Source organism: Compostimonas suwonensis, from assembly GCF_002797855.1.
GTDB classification, from domain to species: domain Bacteria; phylum Actinomycetota; class Actinomycetes; order Actinomycetales; family Microbacteriaceae; genus Compostimonas; species Compostimonas suwonensis.
The window spans coordinates 742,249-766,182 of record NZ_PGFB01000001.1 but is presented as its reverse complement, the minus strand read 5'-3'; the positions used below and the strand labels follow the sequence as shown (position 1 = coordinate 766,182).

20 protein-coding genes and 1 tRNA gene are annotated in these 23,934 nt (G+C 70.0%); 10 read left to right on the top strand and 11 right to left on the bottom strand.

Features of this window, described 5'->3' with window-relative positions:
- Positions 1-156: 156 nt before the first annotated feature.
- The 5 genes from CLV54_RS03335 to CLV54_RS03315 form a co-directional block, all read right to left on the bottom strand.
- Positions 157-921 (bottom strand): ABC transporter permease, encoded by a 765-nt coding sequence (locus tag CLV54_RS03335; RefSeq protein WP_100343502.1) that lies wholly within the window; start codon positions 919-921, stop codon positions 157-159.
- Positions 918-1,742: an ABC transporter ATP-binding protein gene (locus tag CLV54_RS03330; RefSeq protein ID WP_100343501.1), complete on the bottom strand. Its 825-nt coding sequence runs from the start codon at positions 1,740-1,742 to the stop codon at positions 918-920. The genes CLV54_RS03335 and CLV54_RS03330 overlap by 4 nt, the downstream gene beginning before the upstream one ends.
- Complete coding sequence (locus tag CLV54_RS03325) at positions 1,739-2,107, bottom strand: DUF1048 domain-containing protein (protein ID WP_100343500.1); 369 nt, start codon at positions 2,105-2,107, stop codon at positions 1,739-1,741. Before CLV54_RS03325 ends, CLV54_RS03330 begins: the two co-directional genes overlap by 4 nt.
- Positions 2,108-2,109: 2 nt before the next feature.
- Positions 2,110-2,460 (bottom strand): PadR family transcriptional regulator, encoded by a 351-nt coding sequence (locus tag CLV54_RS03320; protein ID WP_100343499.1) that lies wholly within the window; start codon positions 2,458-2,460, stop codon positions 2,110-2,112.
- Between the two features lie 210 nt (positions 2,461-2,670).
- The gene (locus tag CLV54_RS03315; protein ID WP_100343498.1) at positions 2,671-3,471 is read right to left on the bottom strand and encodes an SDR family NAD(P)-dependent oxidoreductase; all 801 of its coding nucleotides are present in this window, start codon (positions 3,469-3,471) and stop codon (positions 2,671-2,673) included.
- 164 nt (positions 3,472-3,635) lie between these two features.
- On the opposite strand from CLV54_RS03315, the gene CLV54_RS03310 reads away from it, so the two are divergent.
- Genes CLV54_RS03310 through CLV54_RS03300 form a run of 3 tightly spaced genes read left to right on the top strand, consistent with a single transcriptional unit; the run spans position 3,636 to position 7,650 of the window.
- Positions 3,636-4,445, top strand: a complete 810-nt coding sequence (locus CLV54_RS03310) for an SDR family oxidoreductase (protein WP_245861277.1) — start codon at positions 3,636-3,638, stop codon at positions 4,443-4,445.
- Positions 4,442-6,904: a glycosyl hydrolase family 95 catalytic domain-containing protein gene (locus tag CLV54_RS03305; protein WP_100343496.1), complete on the top strand. Its 2,463-nt coding sequence runs from the start codon at positions 4,442-4,444 to the stop codon at positions 6,902-6,904. The genes CLV54_RS03310 and CLV54_RS03305 overlap by 4 nt, the downstream gene beginning before the upstream one ends.
- A 5-nt stretch (positions 6,905-6,909) precedes the next feature.
- Positions 6,910-7,650 carry a FadR/GntR family transcriptional regulator gene (locus CLV54_RS03300; RefSeq protein ID WP_170061945.1) on the top strand — a complete coding sequence of 247 codons (741 nt, stop codon included), beginning with the start codon at positions 6,910-6,912 and terminating at the stop codon, positions 7,648-7,650.
- Between the two features lie 214 nt (positions 7,651-7,864).
- On the opposite strand, the gene CLV54_RS03295 is transcribed toward CLV54_RS03300, so the two are convergent.
- Complete coding sequence (locus tag CLV54_RS03295; RefSeq protein ID WP_245861275.1) at positions 7,865-9,997, bottom strand: beta-galactosidase; 2,133 nt, start codon at positions 9,995-9,997, stop codon at positions 7,865-7,867.
- A 93-nt stretch (positions 9,998-10,090) separates the two neighbouring features.
- Positions 10,091-12,493: a glycoside hydrolase family 95 protein gene (locus CLV54_RS03290; protein WP_100343495.1), complete on the bottom strand. Its 2,403-nt coding sequence runs from the start codon at positions 12,491-12,493 to the stop codon at positions 10,091-10,093.
- A gap of 212 nt (positions 12,494-12,705) precedes the next feature.
- On the opposite strand from CLV54_RS03290, the gene CLV54_RS03285 reads away from it, so the two are divergent.
- The 4 genes from CLV54_RS03285 to CLV54_RS03270 all read left to right on the top strand — a co-directional run bounded on the left by CLV54_RS03285 (position 12,706) and on the right by CLV54_RS03270 (position 16,552).
- Positions 12,706-14,004: an ABC transporter substrate-binding protein gene (locus tag CLV54_RS03285; RefSeq protein ID WP_157802782.1), complete on the top strand. Its 1,299-nt coding sequence runs from the start codon at positions 12,706-12,708 to the stop codon at positions 14,002-14,004.
- Between the two features lie 47 nt (positions 14,005-14,051).
- Complete coding sequence (locus CLV54_RS03280; protein ID WP_211294422.1) at positions 14,052-14,987, top strand: carbohydrate ABC transporter permease; 936 nt, start codon at positions 14,052-14,054, stop codon at positions 14,985-14,987.
- Between the two features lies 1 nt (position 14,988).
- Positions 14,989-15,837, top strand: coding sequence for a carbohydrate ABC transporter permease (locus tag CLV54_RS03275; RefSeq protein ID WP_100343492.1), 849 nt, complete (start codon positions 14,989-14,991; stop codon positions 15,835-15,837).
- A 112-nt stretch (positions 15,838-15,949) separates the two neighbouring features.
- Positions 15,950-16,552: a mismatch-specific DNA-glycosylase gene (locus CLV54_RS03270; protein ID WP_100343491.1), complete on the top strand. Its 603-nt coding sequence runs from the start codon at positions 15,950-15,952 to the stop codon at positions 16,550-16,552.
- A 4-nt stretch (positions 16,553-16,556) separates the two neighbouring features.
- Here CLV54_RS03270 and CLV54_RS03265 read toward each other — a convergent pair whose 3' ends face one another.
- A complete protein-coding gene (locus tag CLV54_RS03265; protein ID WP_100343490.1) occupies positions 16,557-17,141 on the bottom strand; it encodes a uracil-DNA glycosylase family protein in 585 nt (194 codons plus the stop codon).
- A 107-nt stretch (positions 17,142-17,248) separates the two neighbouring features.
- Here CLV54_RS03265 and CLV54_RS03260 point away from each other — a divergent pair, with 107 nt between their 5' ends.
- A complete protein-coding gene (locus CLV54_RS03260) occupies positions 17,249-18,274 on the top strand; it encodes a universal stress protein (protein ID WP_100343489.1) in 1,026 nt (341 codons plus the stop codon).
- Between the two features lie 99 nt (positions 18,275-18,373).
- Positions 18,374-18,811: a hypothetical protein gene (locus CLV54_RS03255; RefSeq protein ID WP_100343488.1), complete on the top strand. Its 438-nt coding sequence runs from the start codon at positions 18,374-18,376 to the stop codon at positions 18,809-18,811.
- Here CLV54_RS03255 and CLV54_RS03250 read toward each other — a convergent pair.
- The 3 genes from CLV54_RS03250 to CLV54_RS03240 all read right to left on the bottom strand — a co-directional run bounded on the left by CLV54_RS03250 (position 18,729) and on the right by CLV54_RS03240 (position 22,481).
- Positions 18,729-21,239, bottom strand: a complete 2,511-nt coding sequence (locus CLV54_RS03250) for an HAD-IC family P-type ATPase (protein WP_100343487.1) — start codon at positions 21,237-21,239, stop codon at positions 18,729-18,731. The two genes, CLV54_RS03255 and CLV54_RS03250, sit on opposite strands and share 83 nt — an antisense overlap.
- Positions 21,240-21,422: 183 nt before the next feature.
- Positions 21,423-21,512, bottom strand: a tRNA-Ser gene (locus CLV54_RS03245).
- 96 nt (positions 21,513-21,608) lie between these two features.
- Entirely contained in the window at positions 21,609-22,481 is an 873-nt protein-coding gene (locus CLV54_RS03240) for an alpha/beta fold hydrolase (RefSeq protein ID WP_100343486.1), read from the bottom strand.
- 75 nt (positions 22,482-22,556) lie between these two features.
- On the opposite strand from CLV54_RS03240, the gene radA reads away from it, so the two are divergent.
- A complete protein-coding gene (gene radA / locus CLV54_RS03235) occupies positions 22,557-23,909 on the top strand; it encodes a DNA repair protein RadA (RefSeq protein WP_100343485.1) in 1,353 nt (450 codons plus the stop codon).
- Positions 23,910-23,934: the final 25 nt, after the last annotated feature.

Below are 23,934 nucleotides of genomic sequence, written 5' to 3'. Positions count from 1 at the left end.
TTCGCGGCCCGGCTCGCGGCATCCGTCATCCGGCGATCGCGCGGAGGGAACGCGCGCGAAACGAGAGGGACGAACGACAACGCCCGCCACCCCGGTGCGGGGGAGGCGGGCGGAGGCGTTCGGCGCGGAGGGCCCTGCCGCGGGCGGGGGGCGAGGTCAGCTGACCTTGCGACGGTAGGCGGCGATCGCGAAGACGTAGGCGACGACGAGGATGCCGACGAGCCAGGCGAGGGCGACCCAGATGTCAGTGCCCACGGATTCCTGGGAGAACAGCGCCCGGATCGTGTTCACGATCGAGGTCACCGGCTGGTACTCGGCGAACCAGGCGACCGGGCCGGGCATCGAGTCGGTGGGCACGAACGCCGAGCTGATGAACGGCAGGAAGATCAGCGGGTAGCTGAAGGCGCTCGCGCCGTCGACGGTCTTCGCCGAGAGGCCCGCGATCACGGCGAGCCAGGTCAGGGCGAGGGTGAACAGGATCAGGATGCCGGCGACCGCGAGCCACGCCCCCACCGACGCCCCGGTGCGGAAGCCCATGATGAGCGCGACGCCGATGACGATCGCGACCGAGACGATGTTCGCGGCCAGTGAGGTGAGCACGTGGCCCCAGAGCACGCTCGACCTCGCGATCGGCATCGACTGGAAGCGCTCGAAGATTCCGCCCTGCATGTCGAGGAACAGCCGGTACGCGGTATACGCGATGCCCGAGGCGATCGTGATGAGCAGGATGCCGGGCAGCATGTAGTCGATGTACGACTCGTCGGACCCGGTGCTGATCGCGCCGCCGAGCACGTAGACGAACAGCAGCATGAGCGCGATCGGGGTGACCGCGGTCGTGATGATCGTGTCGGGGCTGCGGAGGATGTGGCGCAGCGAGCGGCCGGTCAGGGCGCCGGTGTCGCTGAGGACGTGGCTGGTCATCGGTGCTCCTTTCCTGCTGCGGCCGCCCCGTCGACGCGGCCCTCGTCGCCGGTCTCGCCGGTCTCGCCGGTGTCGCCGACGAGGGCGAGGAAGACGTCTTCGAGGGAGGGCTGCTTCTCGATGTACTCGACCTTCGCGGCCGGGAGGAGCCGCTTGAGCTCGGCGAGCGTTCCGTTCTGGATGATCGTGCCCTGGTGCAGGATCGCGATACGGTCGGCGAGCTGCTCGGCCTCGTCGAGGTACTGCGTCGTGAGCAGGACCGTCGTGCCCTGCCCGGCGAGCTGCTTGACGGTCTGCCACACCTCGATGCGCGCCTGGGGGTCGAGCCCCGTCGTCGGCTCGTCGAGGAAGATGATCGGCGGGTCGCCGATCAGGCTCATCGCGATGTCGAGCCGGCGTCGCATGCCGCCCGAATAGGTCGCCGCCCGGCGGTCGCCCGCGTCGGTGAGCGAGAAGCGGGCGAGCAGCTCGTCGGCGACCGCACCCGGGTTCTTCAGGTGGCGCAGCCGGGCGACCAGCACGAGGTTCTCCCGGCCGGTGAGCACCTCGTCGACCGCGGCGAACTGGCCGGTCAGGCTGATCGACTCGCGCACATCCCCTGCGTTCGAGGCGACGTCGAAGCCGTGCACCGTCGCGGTGCCCGCGTCGGCCTTCAGCAGTGTCGACAGGATGCGCACGAGCGTGGTCTTGCCCGCGCCGTTCGAGCCGAGCAGCGCGAAGATACTGCCGGCCGCGACGTCGAAGCCGACGCCGCGCAGCACGGGCAGATCCTTGAACGATTTCTCGATGCCCTGCACGGTGATGGCCGGTGCGGTGGTCATGCGCCGCCCGCCTTCTCGCCGTCCTCGATCGCCTTGTTCAGGCGAGCGCGCTCCTTGTCGATCCAGCGCTTGCCGCCGTAGGCCTGCGCGAAGGTCTCGGTGAACTCCACGGGGTCGTCGCCGACGATCTCGCGCACGGGCGTTCCGTCGAGGGCGGCCCGCTCCCAGAGGTCGGCGAGGTCGGTGAACATGGTCGTGAGGGTGTCGCCGTCGGTGACATCGCCGGAGTACATGAGGTAGCGGTGCATGGCCTTCGCCGCGCTCCCGTGGGGCTCGGGCAGGGCGTCGATACGGGCCTTGTCCTGCCGGTACTGCTTCTTCTGCTCGAGCGACCCGGTGAGGGCCTCGATCCATTTCGCGGCCATGACTACTCTCCTTCTTCCTGCGTGCGCTCGGTGGTGTGGTGGAGCTTCTCGATCCGTTCCACGAGAAAGCTCCAGCTCCTCCAGAACTCGTCGAGGTGTTCGGCGCCCTGCGCGTTCAGCGCGTAGACCTTGCGCGGCGGCCCCTTCTCAGACGGGACCTTCGACACGTCGACGAAGCCGCGCTGCTCGATCCTGACCAGGAGCGCGTAGACGGTGCCCTCGACGATGTCGGAGAAGCCCTGCTCGCGCAGCCGCGCCGTGATCTCATAGCCGTATGCCGGCCGCACGGCCAGGATCGCCAGGACGATCCCCTCGAGCGTGCCCTTGAGCATCTCGGTCATCTGTTTGGCCACGGACCCCTCGCAACTACTCAGTGATGCTGACTACCACTAGATAGTAACGCCGACTACCGGTAAGTAGCAACACCGAATAGCAGTCTTTCCGACACCGAACCCGAGCCCCCCGTCTCTCCCCCTCCGTGAGTAGACGCGAATCGGGGGTCGGATGCCTCCGACACCCCCGATTCGCGTCTACTCGCGGGGAGGGAAGGAGGGGGGAGGAGGTCAGGCGCTTACGTGCGCCGCCGACTCGTAGGCCTTGCCCGGGATCTGGGTGGCGAGCTTGCCGCCGCTCACGTCGATGAGCGCGCCCGTGATGTAGCCGGCGGCGTCGCTCGCGAGGAAGCACAGCAGCTGCGCGACCTCGTCGGGGGTGCCCCAGCGGCGCAGCGAGAGCGTGTCGAGCAGACGGGACTGGGCGCCTTCCGGCATCTCGGCGAAGCCGTTGATGCTCGTGGGGATCATGCCGGGCGCATAGGAGTTCGCGGTGATGTTCCAGGGGCCCAGCTCGCCGGCGAGCGTGCGCGTCAGCTGCACGACGGCCGCCTTGGCCGCGGCGTAGGCCGCGTTCCCGACACTCGGCACGATCGCGGCGAAGGAGGCCGCGTTGATGATGCGGCCGCTGCCCTGCCGCTTCATGATGGGGATGACGGCCCGGCAGGTGCGGAAGGTGCCGGCGACGTTGATGTCGAAGCTGCGCGCCCAGAGATCGTCGTCGAGGTCTTCGACGAGGCCCTCCGCGTTGATCCCCGCGTTGTTGACGAGCACGTCGATGCGGCCGAAGCGCCGCACGACCTCGTCGACGGCGCTCGTGACCGCCGCGGTGTCGCTCACATCGCACCGCAGGTTCGCGCCCTCGGCGCCCGACTCGCGCAGGAAGGCGCCGAACGACTCGAGCTCGGACCCGGGGAGGTCGAGCGCGACGACCGTGGATCCCTCGCGCACGAACGTCTCGGCGATGACCCGCCCGATCCCCCGCCCCGCTCCCGTGACGACGACGACTTTGTCGCTCAGATCTAACAGCATCCGCATCCTTTCCCGATGGGCTCAGAGGTTATTCAGGCCCACCCGGAGAGATGTCGCCGTCAAACATAAAAAGCATACTCTAAGTGCTTCTTTCTTCTAATCATGCGCATCATCTTCGATATAGTGGATTTGAAAGAATACTTATGCGAATCAAGGGAGATACCGTGCCGACCGGTGCCAGCGACAGGAACGAGACCGGCGAGACCGGCGCCGAGAAGAGCGACGCACGAGAAGTCGGCGTGATCGGCACCCGGGTCGTCTGGGTCGTGGGAGCCGGCAGCGGCATGGGCCGAGCGGTCGCGATCTCCGCGGCGGCGAAGGGCCACCGGGTCGCCGTGAGCGGCCGCCGCGCCGACGCCCTCGCCGAGACCGCCCGGCTGATCGAGCAGAACGGCGGCACGAGCCTGGTTCTGCCCCTCGACGTGAGCGATCCGGATGCCGTGGCCGCCGCGAGGGCCGCGATCGAATCCACCTGGAGCCCGGTCTCCGATCTCGTCTACGCGGCCGGGCTGAACACACCCCGGCGGTACTGGCGCGACCAGTCGATCACCGAGTTCACCGAGATCGTGCAGACCAACCTCATCGCCGCCGCCCGTCTCGTCGACGCCGTGCTGCCCGGCATGCGCGAGCGGCGCGACGGTGTGGTCGTCGTGGTCTCCTCGCACGCGGGATGGCGCTTCTCGCCCGACGCCGGCGTCGCCTACAGCGCGAGCAAGACGGCCCTCGGCTCGCTGTGCGAGTCCCTCAACGCTCAAGAGGGGGTCAACGGCATCCGCACGACCCATGTCTGCCCGGGCGACGTCGACACCGACTTCCTCTCCATGCGACCGAACGTTCCGGACGCACAGGCCCGCACCGTGATGCTCACACCCGACGACATCGCGCGTTCGGTGCAGTTCGTGCTCGACAGCCCGCCTCATGTGCGCATCGACGAGCTCGTGATCACCCCGACCGGCAAAGCGGCGACCCGGTGAACCCGAGCCCACGCTCGCGCGAGATCACCTGGTCGGGGCCTTCGCCCCGCTTCCTCGACTCCGCCCTGCTCGGCAACGGGGGCCTCGGTGTCGCGCTGTCGACCCGGCCCGACGCGATCGTGCTGCACCTCGCGCACAACGACGTCTGGGACAGGCGGATCGACGAGTCGCATCGCGACGAGATCCTGTCGTTCGACGAGGTCTTCGCCCGCGTCGAGGCCATCGACCCGAACATCGCCGCGATCGAGGACGACCCCTGGTTCGCCGGCTACCGCGCCCGGATGGTCGCCGCCTACGCCAAGCCGTACCCCCGGCCGCTCGCCTGCGGCAGCCTCATCCTGGGCTTCGAGCCGCGCGACGTGCAGGTCGTCGGCACGCGGCTCGACGTGCTGACCGGCCTGTGCCGTGTCGATCTCGTCGACCGCGGCACCGCCGTGACCGTCGAGGTCTTCGTCGACCAGGACGACGACGACGTGCACCTGCGCTGCACGACCCCCGAGGGCGAGCCCGCCGCCGCGCCGTTCACGCGTGTGCGGATGATGGCCGACCCCGACGGCCCCGCGCCCGAGCAGTCGGATGCCGCCGGAGGGCCGACCACGTTCATCCTGCCCCGCCCGGGCGACGTGCCGATGCGGGACTCCGTCACCGAGCTCGAGCTGGGCGCGAACGCGCTGGGATTCACCGAGACCCTGCCGGCGCTCGGACCCGGCGCCGAGGCCGACGGCGCCATCGACGCGCGCCTCGCCGCGAGCACCCGGCTGGCCCGCTCGCCGCGCCGCGACTGGTACGGCAACGAGGTGGAGCCGGCTTTCGGCGAGCGGTACCTCGAGCGGATCGAGCCGGGCGAGCCGTTCTGGGCCGTGCTCGAGTTCCGCCACTCCTATGGCCACGGCGCGGTCGTGCCCGGCGCCTCGGCCCCCTCCGCCCGGCCGGCTCCCGGGCCCGAGCTGTGGAGCGACGCGCGACAGCGCAGCGAGCGCGAATGGGACGCCTATTGGGGGCGCTCGCACATCGAGCTCTCCGACGACTACCTCGAGAGCGTCTGGTACCGCAACACCTACTTCGCGCACTGCGCCGTGCGGGAGGGCTCGTCGGCCCCCGGGCTCTTCGGCAACTGGATCTTCCGCGACATCGGCGCCGCCTGGCACGGCGACTACCACATGAACTACAACGCCCAGCAGACCTACTGGGGCAGCTTCGCGAGCAACCGCGTCGAGCAGCACCTCCCCTATGTCGACCTCGTCGAACGCCTCGCCCCCGTCGCCCGCGGCTGGGCCGGCGACTACTACGGCATGCGCGGCGCCGCCTACCCGCACTCGGCCTACAACGCGCCCATGACGGTCAACCCCTACCCGAACCCCGTGTGGGCGTGGGAGTTGAGCGAGAGCCCGTGGACCGTGCAGTCGCTGTGGTGGCACTTCCAGTACACCCGCGACCTCGACTACCTGCGCGATCGGGCGCTGCCGCTCATCCGCGACGTCGTGCTCTTCCTCGTCGACTACCTCTCCCGTCCGCAGACCACACGCCGAGCCGACGGGCTCATCCACATCTTCCCCACCGTCGCGCCGGAGCTCTACGGGCTCGCCCCCGGGCTCAGCCGCAACTCCGACTGCCTGCTCGACATCGCGCTCATCCGCTTCGTCTTCGACGCCTTCGCGCGCAGCTGCGACGAGCTCGGCCTGGACGGCGCGGACGCGCAGCTGCGCACGGAGGCCGAGAGGATCCTCGCGGCGCTTCCCGACTATCCGACCGCGCAGACCCCCGACGGCCCGGTGTTCGTCTCGATCCCGGGCGAGCCCGCCGACACCGTCTACAACGTGCCCATCCCCGGCATGACCGTCTTCCCCGGCGAGCAGCACAGCTGGGAGTCCGACCCGCAGACCATCGACACGCTCACCCGCTCGATCCGCCGGCAGCGGCTCGAAGGCGGCAACGAGCTCGTCTTCGCGAACCTGCAGGCGGCGCGTCTCGGCATCCTCGACCTCGAGAGGTTCACGCGGCAGCTGCGGTACTGCGAGCTGGGCAACGGCACCTTCACCGACATGGCTCTGCAGGTGCACGGCCGCTACAACGACGCGACCGACTTCGAGTTCATGGAGAAGAAGGGCGTCTGGGTCGAGAACTTCGCCCTCACGGCCGTGATCAACGAGCTGCTGCTGCAGAGCTACTCGGGCACCGTGCGGCTCTTCCCCAACTGCGAGGGGCTCTCGCATGCGAGATTCAGCACGTTGCGCGCTCCCGGCGCGTTCCTGCTCTCCGCCGAGCTCGCCGAGGGCGTGGTCTCCGACATCCGGATCCACAGCGAGGCCGGCGAGCAGCTGCGCATCCTCATCCCCTGGGAGTCGGGTGCCGTGCTCACCGGCGACACCCGTCGGGAGACCCTCTCTGCGGGTATCGTGACGATTCCGACGGCGCCGGGCGAAGACCTCGTTCTGCGCGAGTTCAAGCCCTTAGGATAGGCCGAATGAAACAGGTTCCCGGCCTGACGCTGGTGTCGAGAGGCAAGACCGGCGACGGCGGAGCAGGGGGGCGCAGCACCTACTCCCAGGTTCAAGACCAGCTCGGCATCGCGATCTGCGGCGGGCTGCTCGAACCCGGCACCGTGCTGACGATCGACGACCTCGAGACGGCCACGGGCGCCTCGCGCAGCATCATCCGCGAGTCCACCCGGGTGCTGGCCTCGATGGGGCTGTTCCGCGCCCGTCAACGGGTCGGCTTCCAAGTGCTCCCGCAGACCGAGTGGAACTTCTTCGACCCGCAGGTGATCCGCTGGCGGCTGATGTCGCCCGACCGCCAGGAGCAGGTGCGCGCGCTGCTCGAGGTGCGCATCGCGATCGAGCCCGAGGCGGCCCGGCTCGCCGCCGAGCGGGCGTCCGCCGAGCTCGCGGGCAAGATCATGAGCTCGGCCGGAGCACTGTGGTCGAGCGGCGTGCACGGCGACCAGCGCGAGTTCCTGGTGCACGACTCGGAGTTCCACGACCTGATCCTGCTGGCATCCGGCAACCCGATGTTCGCGCGGCTCTCGAACGTCATCCAGGAGGCGCTCCGCGAGCGCGCCCTGCACCAGCTGCTCGAGCAGCCGGTCAACGACGAGGACGTGCAGCTGCACGTCGACCTCGCCAACCACATCCAGAGGCGTCAGGGCGACTCGGCCTGGGCGGTGTCGCGCGAGATCATCGTGCGCAACGCCCCCTCGGCCCCGTAGCCGGCCCGCGCCTCACGACCTCGGCGCGCCGTGCCCCGTCCGGCGACCCACATGCAGGAGCCACCGCCCGCCCGGTAACCCGCATGCAGGAGCCACCGAGGTCAGCCCCGATAAAAGAGGGCGATTTCGCCCTCCGTCACGATCTCCTGCAGTGGCGGTCTCCTGCAGTGGGGTCTCCTGCAGTGGGGAGAGCAGCAGGTTCCGGACGCCGGGCTCATCGACGAGCGACGACGGCCTCCTCGCGGAACACCCGGCAACCCCAGGCCGCGAGCTCGACGACGGAGCCGGCCTCGCCGCGCCGCTCGGGCGCGACCTCGACCATGCGCCGGGGAAGAACGACGGATGCCGCCGCAGCCGACCAGTTGTGCACGAACCACAGCCGATCGCCGCCCGCGTTCGTGCCCGAGTGCAGGGTCACCGAGGCGCCCTCGGTCTGCCACCCGGCGGAGACCCGCGACGGCGCGGCCCAGCCGATGAGGTCGGCGGCGAGCGCGACGTTCGGGATCGTGCCGACGTAGCTGATGCGCCCGGAGCCGGTCTGCTGCGTGGTGAGCGCGGCGAAGCGGCCGAGCGCGTGATGGTCGTACTCCGCCACGATCTGAGCGCCCTCGACGAGCAGGCCGTCGGCCCACAGCGTCGCGCGCGCGTCGTCGCTCAGCGCGATCCCGCCCTCGGGGGGCAGCCCCTCGGAGAGCAGGGGCACCGCTTCGACGAGGTTCGACGACTCCTCGTACCAGACGGCGGCGTCGTCCGCGAGACCGCCCGGCTGGCGCTCGGTGCGCGAGCGCGCCTGCTCGTCGGCGTAGCCCGTGCGCATCCCGAGCACGAGGTGTCCGCCGGCTCGCGCGTACTCCCGCAGGATGCCGAGAGTCGCATCGGTCGAGACGTACAGCGCCGGCACGACGAGCACGGGGTGCTCGGCGACGAGCCGCTCGATCGTGAAGTCGGCCAGCTGGGTGTCGTTCACGATGGCCGCCTGCGCACCGCTCGCGATCGCCCCGCGGTAGAACGCCGCGAAGATGACGCCGTAGGCGCCGCCGTGCTCCCGTGACGGCGCACCCGGGATGGGCGGGAAGAAGTCGAAGGCCCAGCGGCTCGCGTTCGAATAGAGGAACGTCACGTCGTGGTCGGGCCGGTAGCCCTCCGTGTGCGGCCCGAGCACGTCGAGGTCGGCGCCCAGCTGCTGCACCTCCGCGTAGACGCGACCGGGCTCGCCGTTGTGCGGCAGCACGCCGCCCCAGAACGTCTCCGTGCCGTAGGGGATCGTGTTCCAGTGCCAGTACTCGATCATCGCGGCGCCGCGCGACACGAGGGCGAGCGCGCTCTGACGCAGCTGCCCGGGATAGGGCGGGTAGTTCTGGTCGCTCGCCCCGATCGCCTGCGCGTTCGTCTCGGTCACGAGGTAGCGCTTCTGCGCCGTTCCGAAGGAGCGGTCGGCGGCCTGCAGCAGACCCCAGACCCCCGTGGAGGTCCAGGGCGCGATGCGCGGGAGGTCGAGGCTCAGGTCGAGGTGATCCTGCATGCCGTAGTAGAGGTTGACCGAGTTGACGTCGAGGGTGCGGATCATCGAGACGTCGTCGAGGGTCGGCCGGGAGTAGGCGAGGCACGTGGTCACGAACTGCGCGGCGCTCGAGTACTCGCGCACGATGTCCGCCTGCCAGGCGATGAACTCCGTCGTGAGACGGGTCTGGAAGCGTCTCCAGGCCAGGTCGTACTGCGGGAGGGTGTTGCCGTCCGGCCGCCACAGCTCGTCGAAGCCGGCGAGCCGATGCGACCAGTAGACGAGCCCCCACGCCTCGTTGAGCGCATCGACGGTGCCGTACTCGGCGCGCAGCTCGTCGACGAACCGGCGGAAGACCGGCTCGTTGTGGAAGAGGTACAGGCCCGGCTCGTTGTCGACCTGGAAGCCGATGACGGCGGGGTGGTCGGCGTAGGCCTCGAGCACGGCGCGGATCATCCGCTCGGCGTAGCGCAGGAAGACGGGGCTCGTGAAGTCGACCTCCTGCCGCCCGCCCCAGGGCACCGGGCGCCCGGTCGCCGACTGGGCCGCCAGCTCGGGGTGGGCCGCCTGCATCCACGGCGGGATCGCGTACGTCGGCGTGCCGAGCACCACCCGGATGCCGAGACGGTGGGCCTCGTCGAGGGTGGGCCGCAGCCACTCGGTGTCGAAGACGCCGTCGCTCGGCTCCCAGGTCGACCACACCGACTCCCCGACACGGATGACGGTGACGTGCGCGTCTCGCATGAGACCGAGGTCGCGCTCCCGCCGTTCGGCCGGAAAGTATTCCGGGTAGTACGCCGCACCGAACAGCACGGTGCCGTCGGGCAGGTTGGTGGGGGATGTCACGGGAGTACTCCTTGGGTCTGGCGGGTCTGGCGGTCGATCAGGCCGGGAGGCCGAGCGGTCGAGCGGAGGGGCGGGCCGGTTGGGCGGGGCGCCTCAGAGCGCGGGCACCGGGACGGCGAAGGCCGCGGCATCCAGGCGCACCGGGGTGTCGGCGGCGAGCTCGACCTCGATCAGGCGGCCGGCGTAGCGCACGAGGTGGGTGCCCGCACCGTGCGCACGGGCACGCAGGGTCGCCGAGACGAGCTCGCCGTGGGCCCACTCGAGGTCGACGACGATGCCCGGCCGGGCCACGAGACCCGTGACCGTGCCGCTCGGCAGCTCCTCGGGAACACCCTTCATGATCTCGACGACCCCCGCGTGGCTCTGGAGGAGCCCCTCGGCGATGGCCGCCACGAAGCCGAAGTTCGCGTCGATCTGGAACGGAGGGTGCGCCGTGAACAGGTTGGGGTAGATGCCCCCGACGTACGGGCCGCGATAGACGGTCGCATCGCGGAAGAGCAGGCGCAGCAGGCTGCTGACCCGGTCGGGGCGGCCGAGACGCGCCTGCATGGCCATCTTCCAGACGAGCGACCAGCCGGTCGACTCGTCGCCGCGGCCCTCGAGGCTGCGCTGGGCGGCCTCCGCGAGCTCGGGCGTCGTCGGCCCGTCGCCCGGGTGCACGAAGTAGAGGTGCGCGGTGTGCCGGTGGTCAGGGTCGGCTCGCAGGGTGTCGTCGGTCCACTCCCGGATCATCCCGTCGGCGCCGATCTGCGGGTCGGGTAGCCGCCGGGCTGCCGCCGTGGCCGCGCGCACGACCGGGTCGTCGCCCGCCACGCCGATGAGCTGGGCGACCTCGCCGACCAGCCGGAACAGATCGCGGGTGAGGGTCACGTCCATCGTCGACGAGCCCGCTGTCGCGCCGCGCCGGCCGTCGGGCGCCGTGAAGTGGTTCTCGGGCGAGGTCGACGGGCTCGTGCCGAGGGTGCCGTCCGGCTCCTCCACGAGGAGGTGCAGGTGGAACTCCCCGGCCGAGCGGATGACGGGCCACATCGAGCGGGCGAGCTCGACGTCGCCGCCGAAGCGGATGCGCTCGCGCACGTGCTGCAGCAGCCACGGCCCCGTGAACGGCGAGAAGGCCCACGAGGGGTCGTGGGTGCCGTCGCCGACCGACTGCGTGTAGCCCCAGGCGTCGCTGCAGTGGAAGGCCACCCAGCCGGGCGCCCCGAAGACCCGCGAGGCCGTCTCGGTGCCCGAGATCGCGAGCGCCTTCGTGAACTCGAAGAGCGGGGGGAGGCACTCCGGCAGATCGGTCTGCTCGGCGAGCCAGTAGTTCATCTCGAGGTTGATGTTGGTCGTGTAGTCGGAGCTCCACGGGGGCTGCATCTTGTCGTTCCAGATGCCCTGCAGGTTCGCGGGCAGTCCGCCTTCGCGCGAGCTGCAGATGAGCAGATAGCGGCCGAAGTTGAACAGCAGGCCGACGAGCCCGGGATCGGAGGCGACGGATGCCGGTGACGAGTAGGCGGCGACGAGGCGCCGATCGGTGGGGACCCCGGCATCCGGGGCCGCGCCCGTCTCGAGGGCGCTGCGCGCGTAGAGCAGTCCGTGGTCGGCCTCCTGTTCGGCGGCCACGACCTCGGCACCCGCGGCGACGGCCTCGGTCACCCGCCCGCGCGCGCGAGTCAGCGCCGTCTCGGCGTCGCCGCTCAGGGCGGCACCGGGCGCGACGAAGTTCGTCTCGGTCGAGAGCACGATCTCGGCGTGCCGCACCCGGGCGGCGCTCAGGCCGTCGCCGTGTCCGTCATGGGTCCAGCGCAGCGACACCGCGCCGTCGAGCGCGGTCTGCTCGCCGTCTCCGTAGCGCACGGGCTCGTCGGTCACGAGCTTGTCGGGGGCGACGTCGTCGGGCAGCCGCACGAGCACGTCCTGACCGTCGGATGCCGCGCGCCGCTCCCGCACGAGCAGCGGGCAGACGAGCTCGAGCTCGACGTCGACGCCCTCGGGGCCCTCGACGTCGATGACGGCGAGCAGCACCTTGCGCACATGGCTCAATCGCACGACCATCCGCACGGTCACGTCGTCGGCGACGGAGGTGACCGTGTGGGTCGCGGTGCTGAGGTCGAGGCTCCGGCGGTACTCGCGGGCCTCGCCGCGCGGGCGCCCGGCCGTGGAGAACCGCACGATCAGGTCGGTGAAGGGCAGGAACGACTGCGGGTAGCCGTGCTGCACGGCCCTGAGCGCCTCGTCGGCCTCGATCCAGTCGCCGCGGGCGACGGCCTCCCGGCTGCGGGCGATGCCGGCCTGCGCGACCTCGGCGGAGGGAACCCGCCCCGAGAGCTCGGTGGCGGGCCCGCCCGACCAGCCCGTCGTGTCGTTGATCTGGATGCGCTCCTCCGCGACCCCGCCGAACACCATCGCCCCCATGAGACCGCTCCCGAGGGGCAGCGCCTCCGTCCAGCTGCGGGCCGGGCTCTCGAACCACAGGCCGTGCGAGGAGGGGTCGGGGAGGCTGATCGCCATTGATGTTCTCGTTTCTGTGCGGCCACTCGGACCCAAGTGATAAAACGTTTGCTCACGAACAGGCTAGGCAAACTCCAGAAGCCCGTCAACGACTTTCTTGTGGAATAATGCATACTAGTTTCGAGTAAGTTACCAAATAAACATTTTTTTAGCCGTTACGAAGGAGTGACAAGATGATCCATATTTTCGGAGGCACCAGTCGTCGTCGGGCCGTGACTCTCACAGCAGTCGTGGCAAGCGCCGGCCTCGTGCTCACGGTCAGCGGATGCGCGAGCGGCGGCGACGCGGCAGGCGACGCGTCATCGATCCGGGTGCAGGTCGAGACCAGCAAGCTGCCCGGCCTGCAGGCGGTGGTCGACCTCTTCGAGAAGGCCAACCCCGATAAAAAGGTCAACCTCGAGACCATCACCTCGGATCAGAAGGCGACCACCAACTCCCTGACCCTCGCGGCGGCCGACGCACCCGACCTCGGGGTCGCGCCGATCAACGCGAACTCCTACCAGCAGCTCCTCGAGGGCGACGCCTTGTTGCCCCTCGACGACGTCTGGGAGGCCGCGAACCTCAACGAGCTCTACTCGCCCGATGTCGTCAGCACCCTGACGACGGCGGACGGCAAGCCGTACTCGGCGCTCTTCGAGTCGACCATCTACAACACCGTCTACTACAACGCCGACCTCTTCGACGAGCTCGGCATCACGCCGCCGACCGACCACGCCGTGCAGTCCGACGACGAGCTCTTCGCGATCGCCGACAAGCTCAAGGCAGGTGGACACGACGCGCTCTGCATCGGAGGATCGAGCAACTACCAGCTCGGCTGGCTGCTCGACGGGCAGCTCGCCGCCCTCGCCACGCCCGACGAGCTCGCCGCCTTCAACTCGGCCGCGACCGAGGAAGGCGTCGACTTTACCTCGAAGCCCTTCGTCGACTCTCTGCAGCAGATCCAGGACTGGTACGACGACGGCCTCTTCCAGGCGGGCGTGCTCGGCCAGAACTTCGACACGGCCCTGGCGAACTTCTCGGCCAGCACCTGCGGCATGATCCTGGGCGGCGCCACAACGACCACCGCCCTCGAGGCGAACGCCGTCGACTACTCCTACGACTGGTTCACACTCCCCAGCGCCAACGGCGCGACCCTCCCCACCCGCTATGCCGGCAGCACCTTCGTGATCCCCAAGACCGCGAAGAACCCCGAGCTGGCGAAGGAGTTCCTCGAGTTCTTCTACACGCCCGAGGCCTCGCTCGCCTACGTGGGAGCCAACGGCTCGCTGCCCGCGATCAACGGACTGCCCGAGGACAAGCTTCAAGAGGTGCTCCCCCCGATCGTGAACTCGATCCTCGCCGCCATCGACGCCGACGGCGCCGGCACCGGCTGGACGAGCGTCGTTCCGGGCGCCCTGGGCCAGGGGTTCATCGACCCCGAGATCCAGAAGCAGTTGAACGGACAGCAGACTCCGGCCCAGACGGCGGAGAACCAGCAGAAGAACTACGAAGCATTTCTCTCGTCGAAGTAGTGACCACCAATCCGTGACGAAGCGGATGATCGATTGAGGACGACGTCATGACAACAGCGCCCACCCGGCCAGCACCCACAACGCGCACCGCCCGCAGACCCGGCGGTCGTGGGAGCCTGAACCGCAACACCTCCCGAGTGGTCGGGTGGGCGTTGGTTCCTGCGGGAATCGTGCTCCTCGTCTTCTTCCTGGTACCTCTCGTCGCGCTCATCCGCATCGCCATGTCGTCGTGGTCGGGCGTCGGCGAGATGGACTGGGTCGGCTTCGACAACTTCGTCACGGCCCTGACCAACGAGCCGTTCTACGCGGCGCTGTGGCATTCGGTGGTGCTGGCGGCGATCGGCGCCGCCGGCACCATCGCCGTGGCCCTGGTCCTCGCCGCCTTCGTGTCGTCGCGCATCCGGGGCAGCTCGTTCTACCGCGTGCTCTGGTTCCTTCCCGCGATCGCGCCGGCCTCGGCCGTGTCGGTCTTCTGGGCGCTCTCGGTGCAGCCGAGAACCGGGCTCGTCAACCAGATGCTCGGGGCCATCGGCCTCGGCGACGCGCACGCCTGGCTCAGTTCGCCGGATGCCGCGATCTACGTGATCGCCTTCGTGATCATCTGGCACGGCGTCGGCTTCGCCTTCCTGCTGCTGCTCGGCGCGATGGAGGAGATCCCGGTCTCGGTCAACGAGGCGGCGGCGCTCGACGGGGTATCCACCATCGGGCGGTTCTTCCGCATCACACTCCCCCTCATCCGGCCGGTCCTGGGCATCGTGGCCCTGCTCAACGTGATCTGGGCGTTCAACGGCTTCACCTTCGTCTGGGGCATCACGCAGGGAGGGCCCGGCAACTCGACCGAGGTGCTGCCCGTGCTGGTGTACAAGCAGGCCTTCGTTTTCGGAAACTTCGGACCCGCAGCCGCGATGAGCATCCTCGGCGGCGTCGTGCTGCTCGCCATCGGCCTCTTCACGCTGCGCGGCCAGAAATCAACAGGAGACTAAATTGTCCAGAACGACGCGATCACCTCTCTCGATCGTCGGCCACGGCTGGGCGATCCTCTGGACCCTGATCTCGGTCCTCCCCTTCATCTTCATCGTGCTGCTCGCCTTCAAGTCGACGACCGCCATCTACACCGATCCGATCGGCCTCGTCGGGGTGGACTGGAAGCCGCAGAACTTCGTCGACGCCTGGAACGGCCCGCCCGGCGGTGGCGGCTTCGGCTTCTACCTGATCAACACCGTCGTCGTCGCGGCGATCGCGATCACCCTCAGCCTCGTGCTCGGAAGCTTCACCGCGTACTTCCTGTCGCTGGCCAGCGCCCGGGTGCGCAGGATCGGCGTGGTGATCCTGCTCGTCACGACGATCACGCCCGTCGTGCTGCTGCTCATCCCCTACTATCAGGCCGTCAACCTGCTCGGGCTGCTCAGCAACCCTCCCGCACTCGCGATCATCTACGTCGCCCTCGTGCTGCCCAACACGGTGCTCATCCTGCAGTCGTTCTACCTGGGCTTCCCGCCCGAGCTCAGGGAGGCCGCGGCCCTCGACGGCCTCGGGCCCCTGCGCACCTTCTTCACGGTGGTCAGCCCGCTCTCTCGCGGGCCCCTCGTGGCGGTCGCGATGCTCAACGGCTTCAACATCTGGGGTGAGACGCAGGTCGCGATCGTGATGCTCGTGCAGGCGCAGTCGCGCACCGTGCCGATCGGGCTCTTCGCCTTCCAGGGCGAGTTCCAGTCGAACACGGGCGCCATCTTCGCGGGCCTGACCATCGCGACGGTGCCGGTGCTCATCGCCTACCTGATCTTCAACCGCCAGGTCACGAAGGGTATCGCGCTCGGCGGCGTCTTCCGCTAGCCCTGAACCTCGCGGCGCACCCTCTTCGTCGCGGCGCACGGTCTTCGGTGCGCCGCGACGAACAACGTGCGCCGCGACATCCGCGGGTCTCGGCTGCGGCTACAGTTCAGGGGTGGGATTCACGCGCGCCGAGTTGAACGCGTTCCGCGGCGGCACCCTGCCCGACCTGCTCGGGCCCGAGGTGCGACTGCTCTTCGTCGGCATCAACCCTGGTCTGCAGACGATCGCCGTGCAGGCGCATTTCGGCCGGCGGGGCAACCGGTTCTACCCGGCGCTGTACCGGGCCGGCATCGTCGACCGCCTGATCGACGCGTCCGCCGGCTTCTCGCCCGACGACCGCGCGCGGCTCGAGCAGCGGGGCATCGGCATCACGAGCCTCGTGGCCGGGGCGACCGCCCGGGCCGACGAGCTCAGCACGAGCGAGCTCACGGCGGGCGCGCTGTCGCTCACCGAGCGCGTCGCCCGCATCCGCCCGAGGGCCGTCGCGATGCTCGGCATCACCGCCTACCGCATCGCCTTCGCGCGCCCGAAGGCCCTCGTGGGCCGCCAGCCCGAGAGCATCGGCGGCGCGCAGCTCTGGGTGGTCCCGAACCCGAGCGGCCTGAACGCCCACGAGACGGTCGAGAGCCTCGCCGCGTCGTATCGCGAGGCCGCCGTCGCGGCCGGCATCGACGTGCTCGAGCCGCCGTCGCCCGAACCGCTCGCGCGCGACTGACATCTCACGAGGCCAGCGCCTCGCCCACCAGCCGTTTCAGCTCGGGCACCACATCGCTCGCGAACCACGGGTTCTTCGCCTGCCAGCGGAAGTTCAGCGGCGACGGGTGCACAAGCGGGATCGTCTGCGGCAGGTAGTCGCGATACGCGCGAACCGTCTCCGTCAGATTCGAGCCGGCCCGCCCGGCCAGGTAGAACTTCTGCGCGTAGCCCCCGATGAGGATCGTGAGCCGCAGCCCCGGCAGCCGCCCCAGGATGCGCGGATGCCAGGTGGGCGCGAAATCCTTGCGCGGCGGCAGATCCCCGCCGGCGCCCTTGCCTGGGTAGAAGAAGTCCATCGGCAGGATCGCGAACAGGCCCGGATCGTAGAACTGCTCGTCGGTCACGCCCAGCCACGACCGCAGGGTGACCCCGCTCGCGTCGTTCCACGGAATCCCGCTCTCCTGCGCCTTGCGCCCGGGCGCCTGGCCGATGACGGCGACCCTCGCCGACTCCGCCGCCGCGTACAGCGGGCGGTAGCCGGCCTCCTTCGCCCAGGCGTTCTGCGGATCGTCGACGATGGCCGTGTAGATCTCGTCGAGCTCGCTCATCCACTGCGCCTTCCCACATCGGCGAGGATACGCCTGCCGGGCCGTCCGCGCTCGCCCGGCCCTTGCGCATGCCACCCGCTTGGTAGACCCTGAGAGTCAGGAACGGCATGACCCCGGAGCGCCTCATCGTCGAGGACAACTCGAAAGACGGCGGCGTCACCGGGCTTCGTCTCGAGGAGGCACGGATGTCCGACACGATCGTCGCGGTCTGGGACGGCTCGCCGTCATCACGAAGCGCACTCGACTGGGCCGCGGAACGAGCTCGCGACCGCGGGGACGAGGTGCGCGTCATCCGCTTCCTCGAGGTGTCCGAGCACCAGGGCGCGGGCTTCGACGACGACCATCGTTCCCGCGCGCACCGGGAGCTCGACGACGAGGTGGCCCGGATCTCCGACGATGCGCCGGGGGTGCGGGTGCGCACGGAGGTGCTCTCGGGCGACCCGTTGCGCGAGCTCCACCGGCTCTCCGAGACATCCGCTCTTCTGGTCGTCGGCACGCCCGTGGTCGAGTCGCAGCACATCATCGGGGGCTGGTCGCTGGGCACGCGGCTGGCGACAACGGCCCTGGGAACGACCGCCGTGATCCCCGAAGGCTGGGATGCCGGCGGCACGGGCATCGTCGCCGGGCTCGACCGTTCCGACGCCTCGCTCGCCGCGGCGTATTTCGCCGCGCGGGAGGCCCGGCAGCACGACTGGCCGCTGCAGCTCGTGCACGCGTGGTTCGCCCCCACGGTCTGGCGCCGCCCGATCGAGTACGACGACCCGCACCTCGCCCAGATCGCCGCGGAGCACGCCGAGGTCGTGAGTCGGGCCCGCGCACGGCTTGAGATCGCCTTCCCGACGCTGCAGGCCACGACGCTGAGCGTCAACGAGCCGGCGGCGAGCGCCCTGCTGCACGCCAAGCCGAGACCGGCGATGATCGTGATCGGATGCCGCGGCATCCACAGCTGGAGCCGTCTCTATTCGGGCTCGGTGAGCCGCGAGGTGCTGCTCAACTCGACCGTTCCCACCCTCGTGATCGGCGAGGGAGCGGCCGACGCCCTGATCGCGCAGTACGAGGGCGACGAGCCGCGGAGCTCGGCGGCCGGGAGCACAGCGGCCGAGACCGAGAAGGCGGAGAGCACGGAAGGCTAGGCTGCGGAGCGGCTCGCCCTCCTCCTGACCGCCGTCGCGCTGCGCCTCGCCGCGGCCTGAGGCGTGCGAGCCGCCGGCACCCGGGAATAGGATGCGCTCATGACCCGCAGCGCAGAGGACGTGACGCGAACGAGGCCGCCCGCCGAGCTCCTCGTCGCGACGGTGCTGAGCTACATCGCCGGGATCGCGGAGATCGTGCTCGGCATCCTGCTGATCTTCGTGCGGTACGTGCCCGACATCGACGACACGGGGGATCGCGAGATCGTCACGATCGTCGGAGCGGCGACCGTGCTGCTCGGGCTGTTCGTCGTGTCGCTCGCCTCGGGGCTCACGCGAGGGCGGCGGGACGCCCGCATCCTGCTCACGGTGCTCTTCTCGATCTCGTTCGTGCTCGGCCTCGTGGTGCTGTTCGCGGATGCCGACGACGCCTGGTTCCGGGTCGTCGACCTGGCGATCACGGCTGGGATCGTGTGCGTGCTGTGGACTGGGCGCGTTGCACGTTTCTTCGCACGTAGCGGCGGTGCACGAACCGGATGACCTCGATCGCGGCGATCGTGAGCACCGACGTCACGAGCACGAGCAGAGCCGTGGTGAGCGAGGGGTCGACGAAGACCAGGAAGGTGCTGGCGATCGGCACCGCGTAGACCAGGATCAGGCCGACCATCATGCCGCCGATGATGAGGATCTTCCAGCCGTCGATCGGGCGCGACAGCACCGTCAGCACCCAGAGGCCCACGATCGTGAGGATGAGCGTCGAGCCCGTGCGCAGCTCGTCCTCGCCGATGCCCGAGCTCGTCGATGCCCAGGCGTAGAGCGCGAGGGCCGCGGCGATCACGATGCCGGCGGGGATCGCGAAGCTCAGCGAGCGCTTCAGGAAGCCGGGGATGTAACGGCGGGTGTTGGGCATGAGCGCCAGGAAGAACGCGGGGATGCCGATCGTCAGCCCGTCGATGACCGACAGCTGGCGGGGCAGGAACGGGAACTCGAGCAGGAAGACCCCGAAGACGATCGCGAGCGCCGTCGCGTAGGCCGTCTTCGTGAGGAACAGCATCGACACCCGTTCGATGTTCGCGATCACCTGGCGCCCCTCGGCCACGACCCTCGGCAGGTGCGAGAACCTGCCGTCGAGCAGCACGATCCGCGCGACCGCCTTCGTCGCGGCCGAGCCCGACTCCATCGCGATCCCGATGTCGGCCTCCTTGATCGCGAGGGCGTCGTTGACGCCGTCGCCGGTCATCGCGACGGTGTGGCCGGTCGCCTTGAGCGCCTCCACGATGGCCTTCTTCTGGGTCGGCGTGACCCGTCCGAACACGACGTTGGCCTCGATGACCTCGGCGAGCGCGGCCGGGTCGGCGGGCAGCTGCCGGGCGTCGAACCCGTCGGAGGCGTCGAGGCCCACCTCACGGGCGATCGCCGCGACGGTCTGCGGGTTGTCGCCCGAGATCACCCGGACCGTCACGCCCTGCTCGGCGAAGTAGGCGAGCGTCTCCCGCGCATCGGGGCGGATGCTCTCGCGGAACGTCAGTAGCGCGACGGGCGACGGCGCGCCGGGCAGCCGCTCCTCGTCCACGTGCTCGGCGTTCAGGCGCTCCGGCACGTGCGCGAGCACGAGCGTGCGACGACCGGATGCCGCGAGCTCGACGGCCTGGGCACGAAGCCGTGCGTGCGGGTCGCCGCCGCCCGCGCCCGCCTGCTCTCCCGCATCCGCCGGGTCCGGCGCCTCCGCGCCCGCCTGCGCGGGGAACACCATCTCGGGCCCGCCCAGCACCCAGGTGCCGGCCTCGTCGCCGCCGAACGAGACGGCGCTCCACTTGCGCGCCGAGGAGAAGGGGATCCGGGCATCCGGGCCGTCCGCCGGACTCGCGGGGAACTCGGCCGTGAGGCAGCGCGCCGTGGCGTTCGCGTCCGGCTCGGAGCCGTACCAGGCGAGCACGTTCTGCCAGCCGCGCGGCGGCTCGGCAGCCACGGGGTGGGTCGCGTCGAACACGATGTCGCCCTCGGTGAGGGTGCCGGTCTTGTCGAGGCAGATCACGTCGATGCGCGCGAGCCCCTCGACCGCGGGAAGCTCCTGCACGAGCACCTGCTGGCGCGCGAGCTTCACGGCGCCGACGGCGAAGGCGATGCTCGTCATGAGCACGAGCCCCAGCGGGATCATCGCGACGACCGAGGCGATCGTGTTCACTGCGGCCTGACGCCACTGCCCGCTCTCGATCGCCTCCGGCCAGCCGCCGAAGACGACCATCTGCGCGTTCAGCACGAGCAGGGCTACGGGGCCGATGATCCAGGTCACCCAGCGCAGCACGGTGTTGATGGAGGCCCGCAGCTCGCTCGCGACGAGCGAGAACTTCTTCGCCTCGCTCGAGAGCCGGTTGGCGAACGAGTCGGCGCCCACGTGGGACACGATCGTCGTGCCCTCGCCGCTCACGACGATCGACCCGGAGAGCACGCCGTCGCCCGCCGTCTTGTCCACGGCATCCGACTCCCCGGTCAGCATCGACTCGTCGAGCTGCAGGCGAGCGGATGCCACGACCTCCGCATCGGCGGGCACCTGGTCGCCCGCCCGCAGCGAGAGCGTGTCGCCGAGCACGACCGCCGAGACGGCGATCTCCTGCGTCTCACCGCCCCGGATGACGCGGGCCGACGGCGCGTGCAGCAGCGCGAGCTTGTCGAGCGCCGCCTTCGCGCGGAACTCCTGCACCGAGCCGATGATCGTGTTGGCCACCGCGCTGACGCCGAACAGGGCGTCCTGCCAGCGGCCCAGCAACAGCAGCACGAGGAAGCAGGCCGCGATGATCCCGTTGAAGAGCGTGAACACGTTGGCGCGGATGATGCTCCAGGCACTCCGGCTCGAGGCGTCCACGAACTCGTTGGTCTGCCCGGCGGCGACCCGCTTGGCGACCTCTGCCGCGCTCAGCCCCGCCGACTCCTGTGCCGATGAACCCTGTGCAGCGATCGTCGTGCGCATGCTCCTGCCCCCACCACCTCGTCGTGTCAGGAGCCTATCGGCAGCGGCGTGACCGGCACATCCTCGCGGCGCAGCTTTTTCGTCGCGGCGCACGTTCGATGATGCGCCGCGACGAATACAGTGCGCCGCGACGACGCGATCACCACAAAACGCCCTCCCGAAGGAGGGCGTTTCGAGAACTGCTGGCGGTACCGGTGGGATTTGAACCCACGGTGGGCTTTCACCCACACAACTTTTCGAGAGTTGCACCTTCGGCCGCTCGGACACGGTACCGCCGACTATCCTAATACACCCGCGGGGCGGCTCAGAACTCGGCAGAGTGCGGGCGAGCCCGGGCGGGCTCGGGCGGCAGCGCGGCGCCGAGCAGGCTCAGGCGGTCACGTGGGCGAGCACCCGGCCCCAGCTCGGCACGAGCACGAGATGACCGGCATCCGGCACGATCTCGACGGATGACCCGGCCACACGCTTCTCGTACCAGCGGGCGTGCGGCTCGCCGATCGCCGCATCCGCCCCGCCGTAGAGCAGCAGCGCCTTGGCCCGCACCGAGGCGAGCGCGAAACCCCAGTCGGCGAGCGCGTAGCCGGCGATGTCGCTCGCGATGCCGATGAGGCCCTGCGCCACCGAGGAGCGCAGCATGATCGCGAGGCGCTCGTAGCTGCCCGCGTCTTCGAGCACCGGGCCGTCGACCGCCGTGGCGCCGATCATGCCGAACAGGGCCTCCGTGGGGATCTCATCGCCGTCGAACTGCGCCGAGAACGAGGCGGCGATCGCCTCGACCGCGTCCTCCGGGCCCAGCTCGGCGAACTCGGCGAGCATGGCGTTGATCTCGTCGCCGTGCCAGGGGACATCCGCGTCGGGCGCGGGCGTCGCGACGACCGCGAGCGAGCGCACGAGCTGCGGATGACGCGCCGCCAACGCCAGCGCCACCCGACCGCCGGCCGACCAGCCGACCGCCCCGACCGAGGTGATCCCCTCGGAGGCGAGGTACTCGGCCGCGTCCTCCGCGGCGTGCGCGACGGTGGCCCAGGCATCCGGCGGCATGGGCTCGGAGGTGCCGTAGCCGGGCCGGTCGAACGCGATCACGCGAACGCCGTGCTCGGCCGTCACCGTCGGATCCGGGTCGAAGACCGAGGCCCCCGGAGCCGGGTGGAACAGTACGACCACGTTCTCGCCGTCGGGCTCGCCGAACTCGGTGACCCCCAGCGTGCGCTCGGATGCGAGCGCGAATTCTTTGCTGTTCATGGGGACAGTCTCGCAGTGCCCACAGATTCTGTGTAGGGCCAGATCTGTGTCGGCACCCCGCCGTACACTCGGGGAATGGCGAGAAATCCTACGAACTTCCGGTGCACCGAGTGCGGCTGGTCCACGATCAAGTGGGTCGGCCGTTGCGGCGAGTGCCAGGAGTGGGGCACCGTCGTCGACGCGAGCGAGCAGCTCGGCATCTCGCGCTCGGTACCGGCCATGCAGCTCACCGAGTCGCGCGCGGCACGCCCCATCACCGAGCACGTGGCGGCGGATGTCGCGTTCTGGCCGAGCGGCATCGGCGAGTTCGATCGCGTGCTCGGCGGCGGCATCGTGCCCGGTGCCGCCATCCTGCTGAGCGGTGAGCCGGGCGTCGGCAAATCGACACTGCTGCTCGACGTCGCGGCGAAGGCAGCGGCATCCGGGCGCCGGGTGCTCTATGTGAGCGCCGAGGAGTCGGTGTCCCAGGTGCGGATGCGCGCGGAGCGCACGGGATCGCTGCACCCCGAGCTCTACATGGCCGCCGAGACCGACCTCGCCGCCGTTCTCGGGCAGATCGACGCGGTCACGCCGCAGCTGCTCATCGTCGACTCGGTGCAGACCGTGAGCAACTCGCTCACCGACGGCCTGCCCGGTCAGCCCAGCCAGGTACGCGAGGTCGCCTCGACGCTCATCCGCGTGGCCAAAGACCGCAACCTGCCGACGATCCTCGTCGGGCACGTGACCAAAGACGGGCAGATCGCCGGCCCTCGTCTGCTCGAGCACCTCGTCGACGTGGTCTGCCAGTTCGAGGGCGACCGGCAGTCGACGCTGCGCTTCGTGCGCGCGCTCAAGAACCGGTTCGGGCCGACCGACGAGGTCGGCTGCTTCGTGATGATCGAGGCCGGCATCCACGAGGTGCCCGACCCGAGCGGCCTGTTCCGCAGCCGGCTCCGCAACTCGGTCTCCGGCACCTGCACGACCGTCTCGATGGAGGGGCGCCGGGCCCTTCCCGTCGAGATCCAGGCGCTCGTCGTCTCCTCGTCCACACCCAATCCGCGCCGGGTGACCAACGGCGTCGACCCCTCGCGCGTCGCCATGCTCCTCGCCGTGCTCGAACGCCGTGTGGGCCTGAAGCTCAGCGACCGCGACGTCTACGTGTCGACCGTCGGCGGTGTGCGCCTCAGCGAGCCCGAGGCCGACCTCGCCATCGGCATCGCCATCGCCACGGCCGCCCTCGACGTCGCCGTGCCGCACGACGTCGTCGCCTTCGGAGAGGTGAGCCTCGCGGGCGAGATCCGCGAGGTCGGCTTCCTGCGCCAACGCGGCAACGAGGCGGTGCGCCTCGGCTTCACCCGCATCGTCGACCACTCCGCGACGACGCTCCGCGGGGCGATCGACACCGTGCAGGCGGCGGCCGAGCTCGGCGCGGAGTTCCGCCCGGCCTGACCCGCCTGCCGCGAGCGGGGCGGGG

What these genes read in the sequence shown, in the direction of transcription:
- CLV54_RS03335 (WP_100343502.1), bottom strand. Translation starts at nt 921, where the DNA reads ATGACCAGCCACGTCCTCAGCGACACCGGCGCCCTGACCGGCCGCTCG.
- CLV54_RS03330 (WP_100343501.1), bottom strand. Translation starts at nt 1,742, where the DNA reads ATGACCACCGCACCGGCCATCACCGTGCAGGGCATCGAGAAATCGTTC.
- CLV54_RS03325 (WP_100343500.1), bottom strand. Translation starts at nt 2,107, where the DNA reads ATGGCCGCGAAATGGATCGAGGCCCTCACCGGGTCGCTCGAGCAGAAG.
- CLV54_RS03315 (WP_100343498.1), bottom strand. Translation starts at nt 3,471, where the DNA reads ATGCTGTTAGATCTGAGCGACAAAGTCGTCGTCGTCACGGGAGCGGGG.
- CLV54_RS03300 (WP_170061945.1), top strand. Translation starts at nt 6,910, where the DNA reads ATGAAACAGGTTCCCGGCCTGACGCTGGTGTCGAGAGGCAAGACCGGC.
- CLV54_RS03290 (WP_100343495.1), bottom strand. Translation starts at nt 12,493, where the DNA reads ATGGCGATCAGCCTCCCCGACCCCTCCTCGCACGGCCTGTGGTTCGAG.
- CLV54_RS03280 (WP_211294422.1), top strand. Translation starts at nt 14,052, where the DNA reads ATGACAACAGCGCCCACCCGGCCAGCACCCACAACGCGCACCGCCCGC.
- CLV54_RS03265 (WP_100343490.1), bottom strand. Translation starts at nt 17,141, where the DNA reads ATGAGCGAGCTCGACGAGATCTACACGGCCATCGTCGACGATCCGCAG.
- CLV54_RS03260 (WP_100343489.1), top strand. Translation starts at nt 17,249, where the DNA reads ATGACCCCGGAGCGCCTCATCGTCGAGGACAACTCGAAAGACGGCGGC.
- CLV54_RS03255 (WP_100343488.1), top strand. Translation starts at nt 18,374, where the DNA reads ATGACCCGCAGCGCAGAGGACGTGACGCGAACGAGGCCGCCCGCCGAG.
- CLV54_RS03250 (WP_100343487.1), bottom strand. Translation starts at nt 21,239, where the DNA reads ATGCGCACGACGATCGCTGCACAGGGTTCATCGGCACAGGAGTCGGCG.
- CLV54_RS03240 (WP_100343486.1), bottom strand. Translation starts at nt 22,481, where the DNA reads ATGAACAGCAAAGAATTCGCGCTCGCATCCGAGCGCACGCTGGGGGTC.
- radA (WP_100343485.1), top strand. Translation starts at nt 22,557, where the DNA reads ATGGCGAGAAATCCTACGAACTTCCGGTGCACCGAGTGCGGCTGGTCC.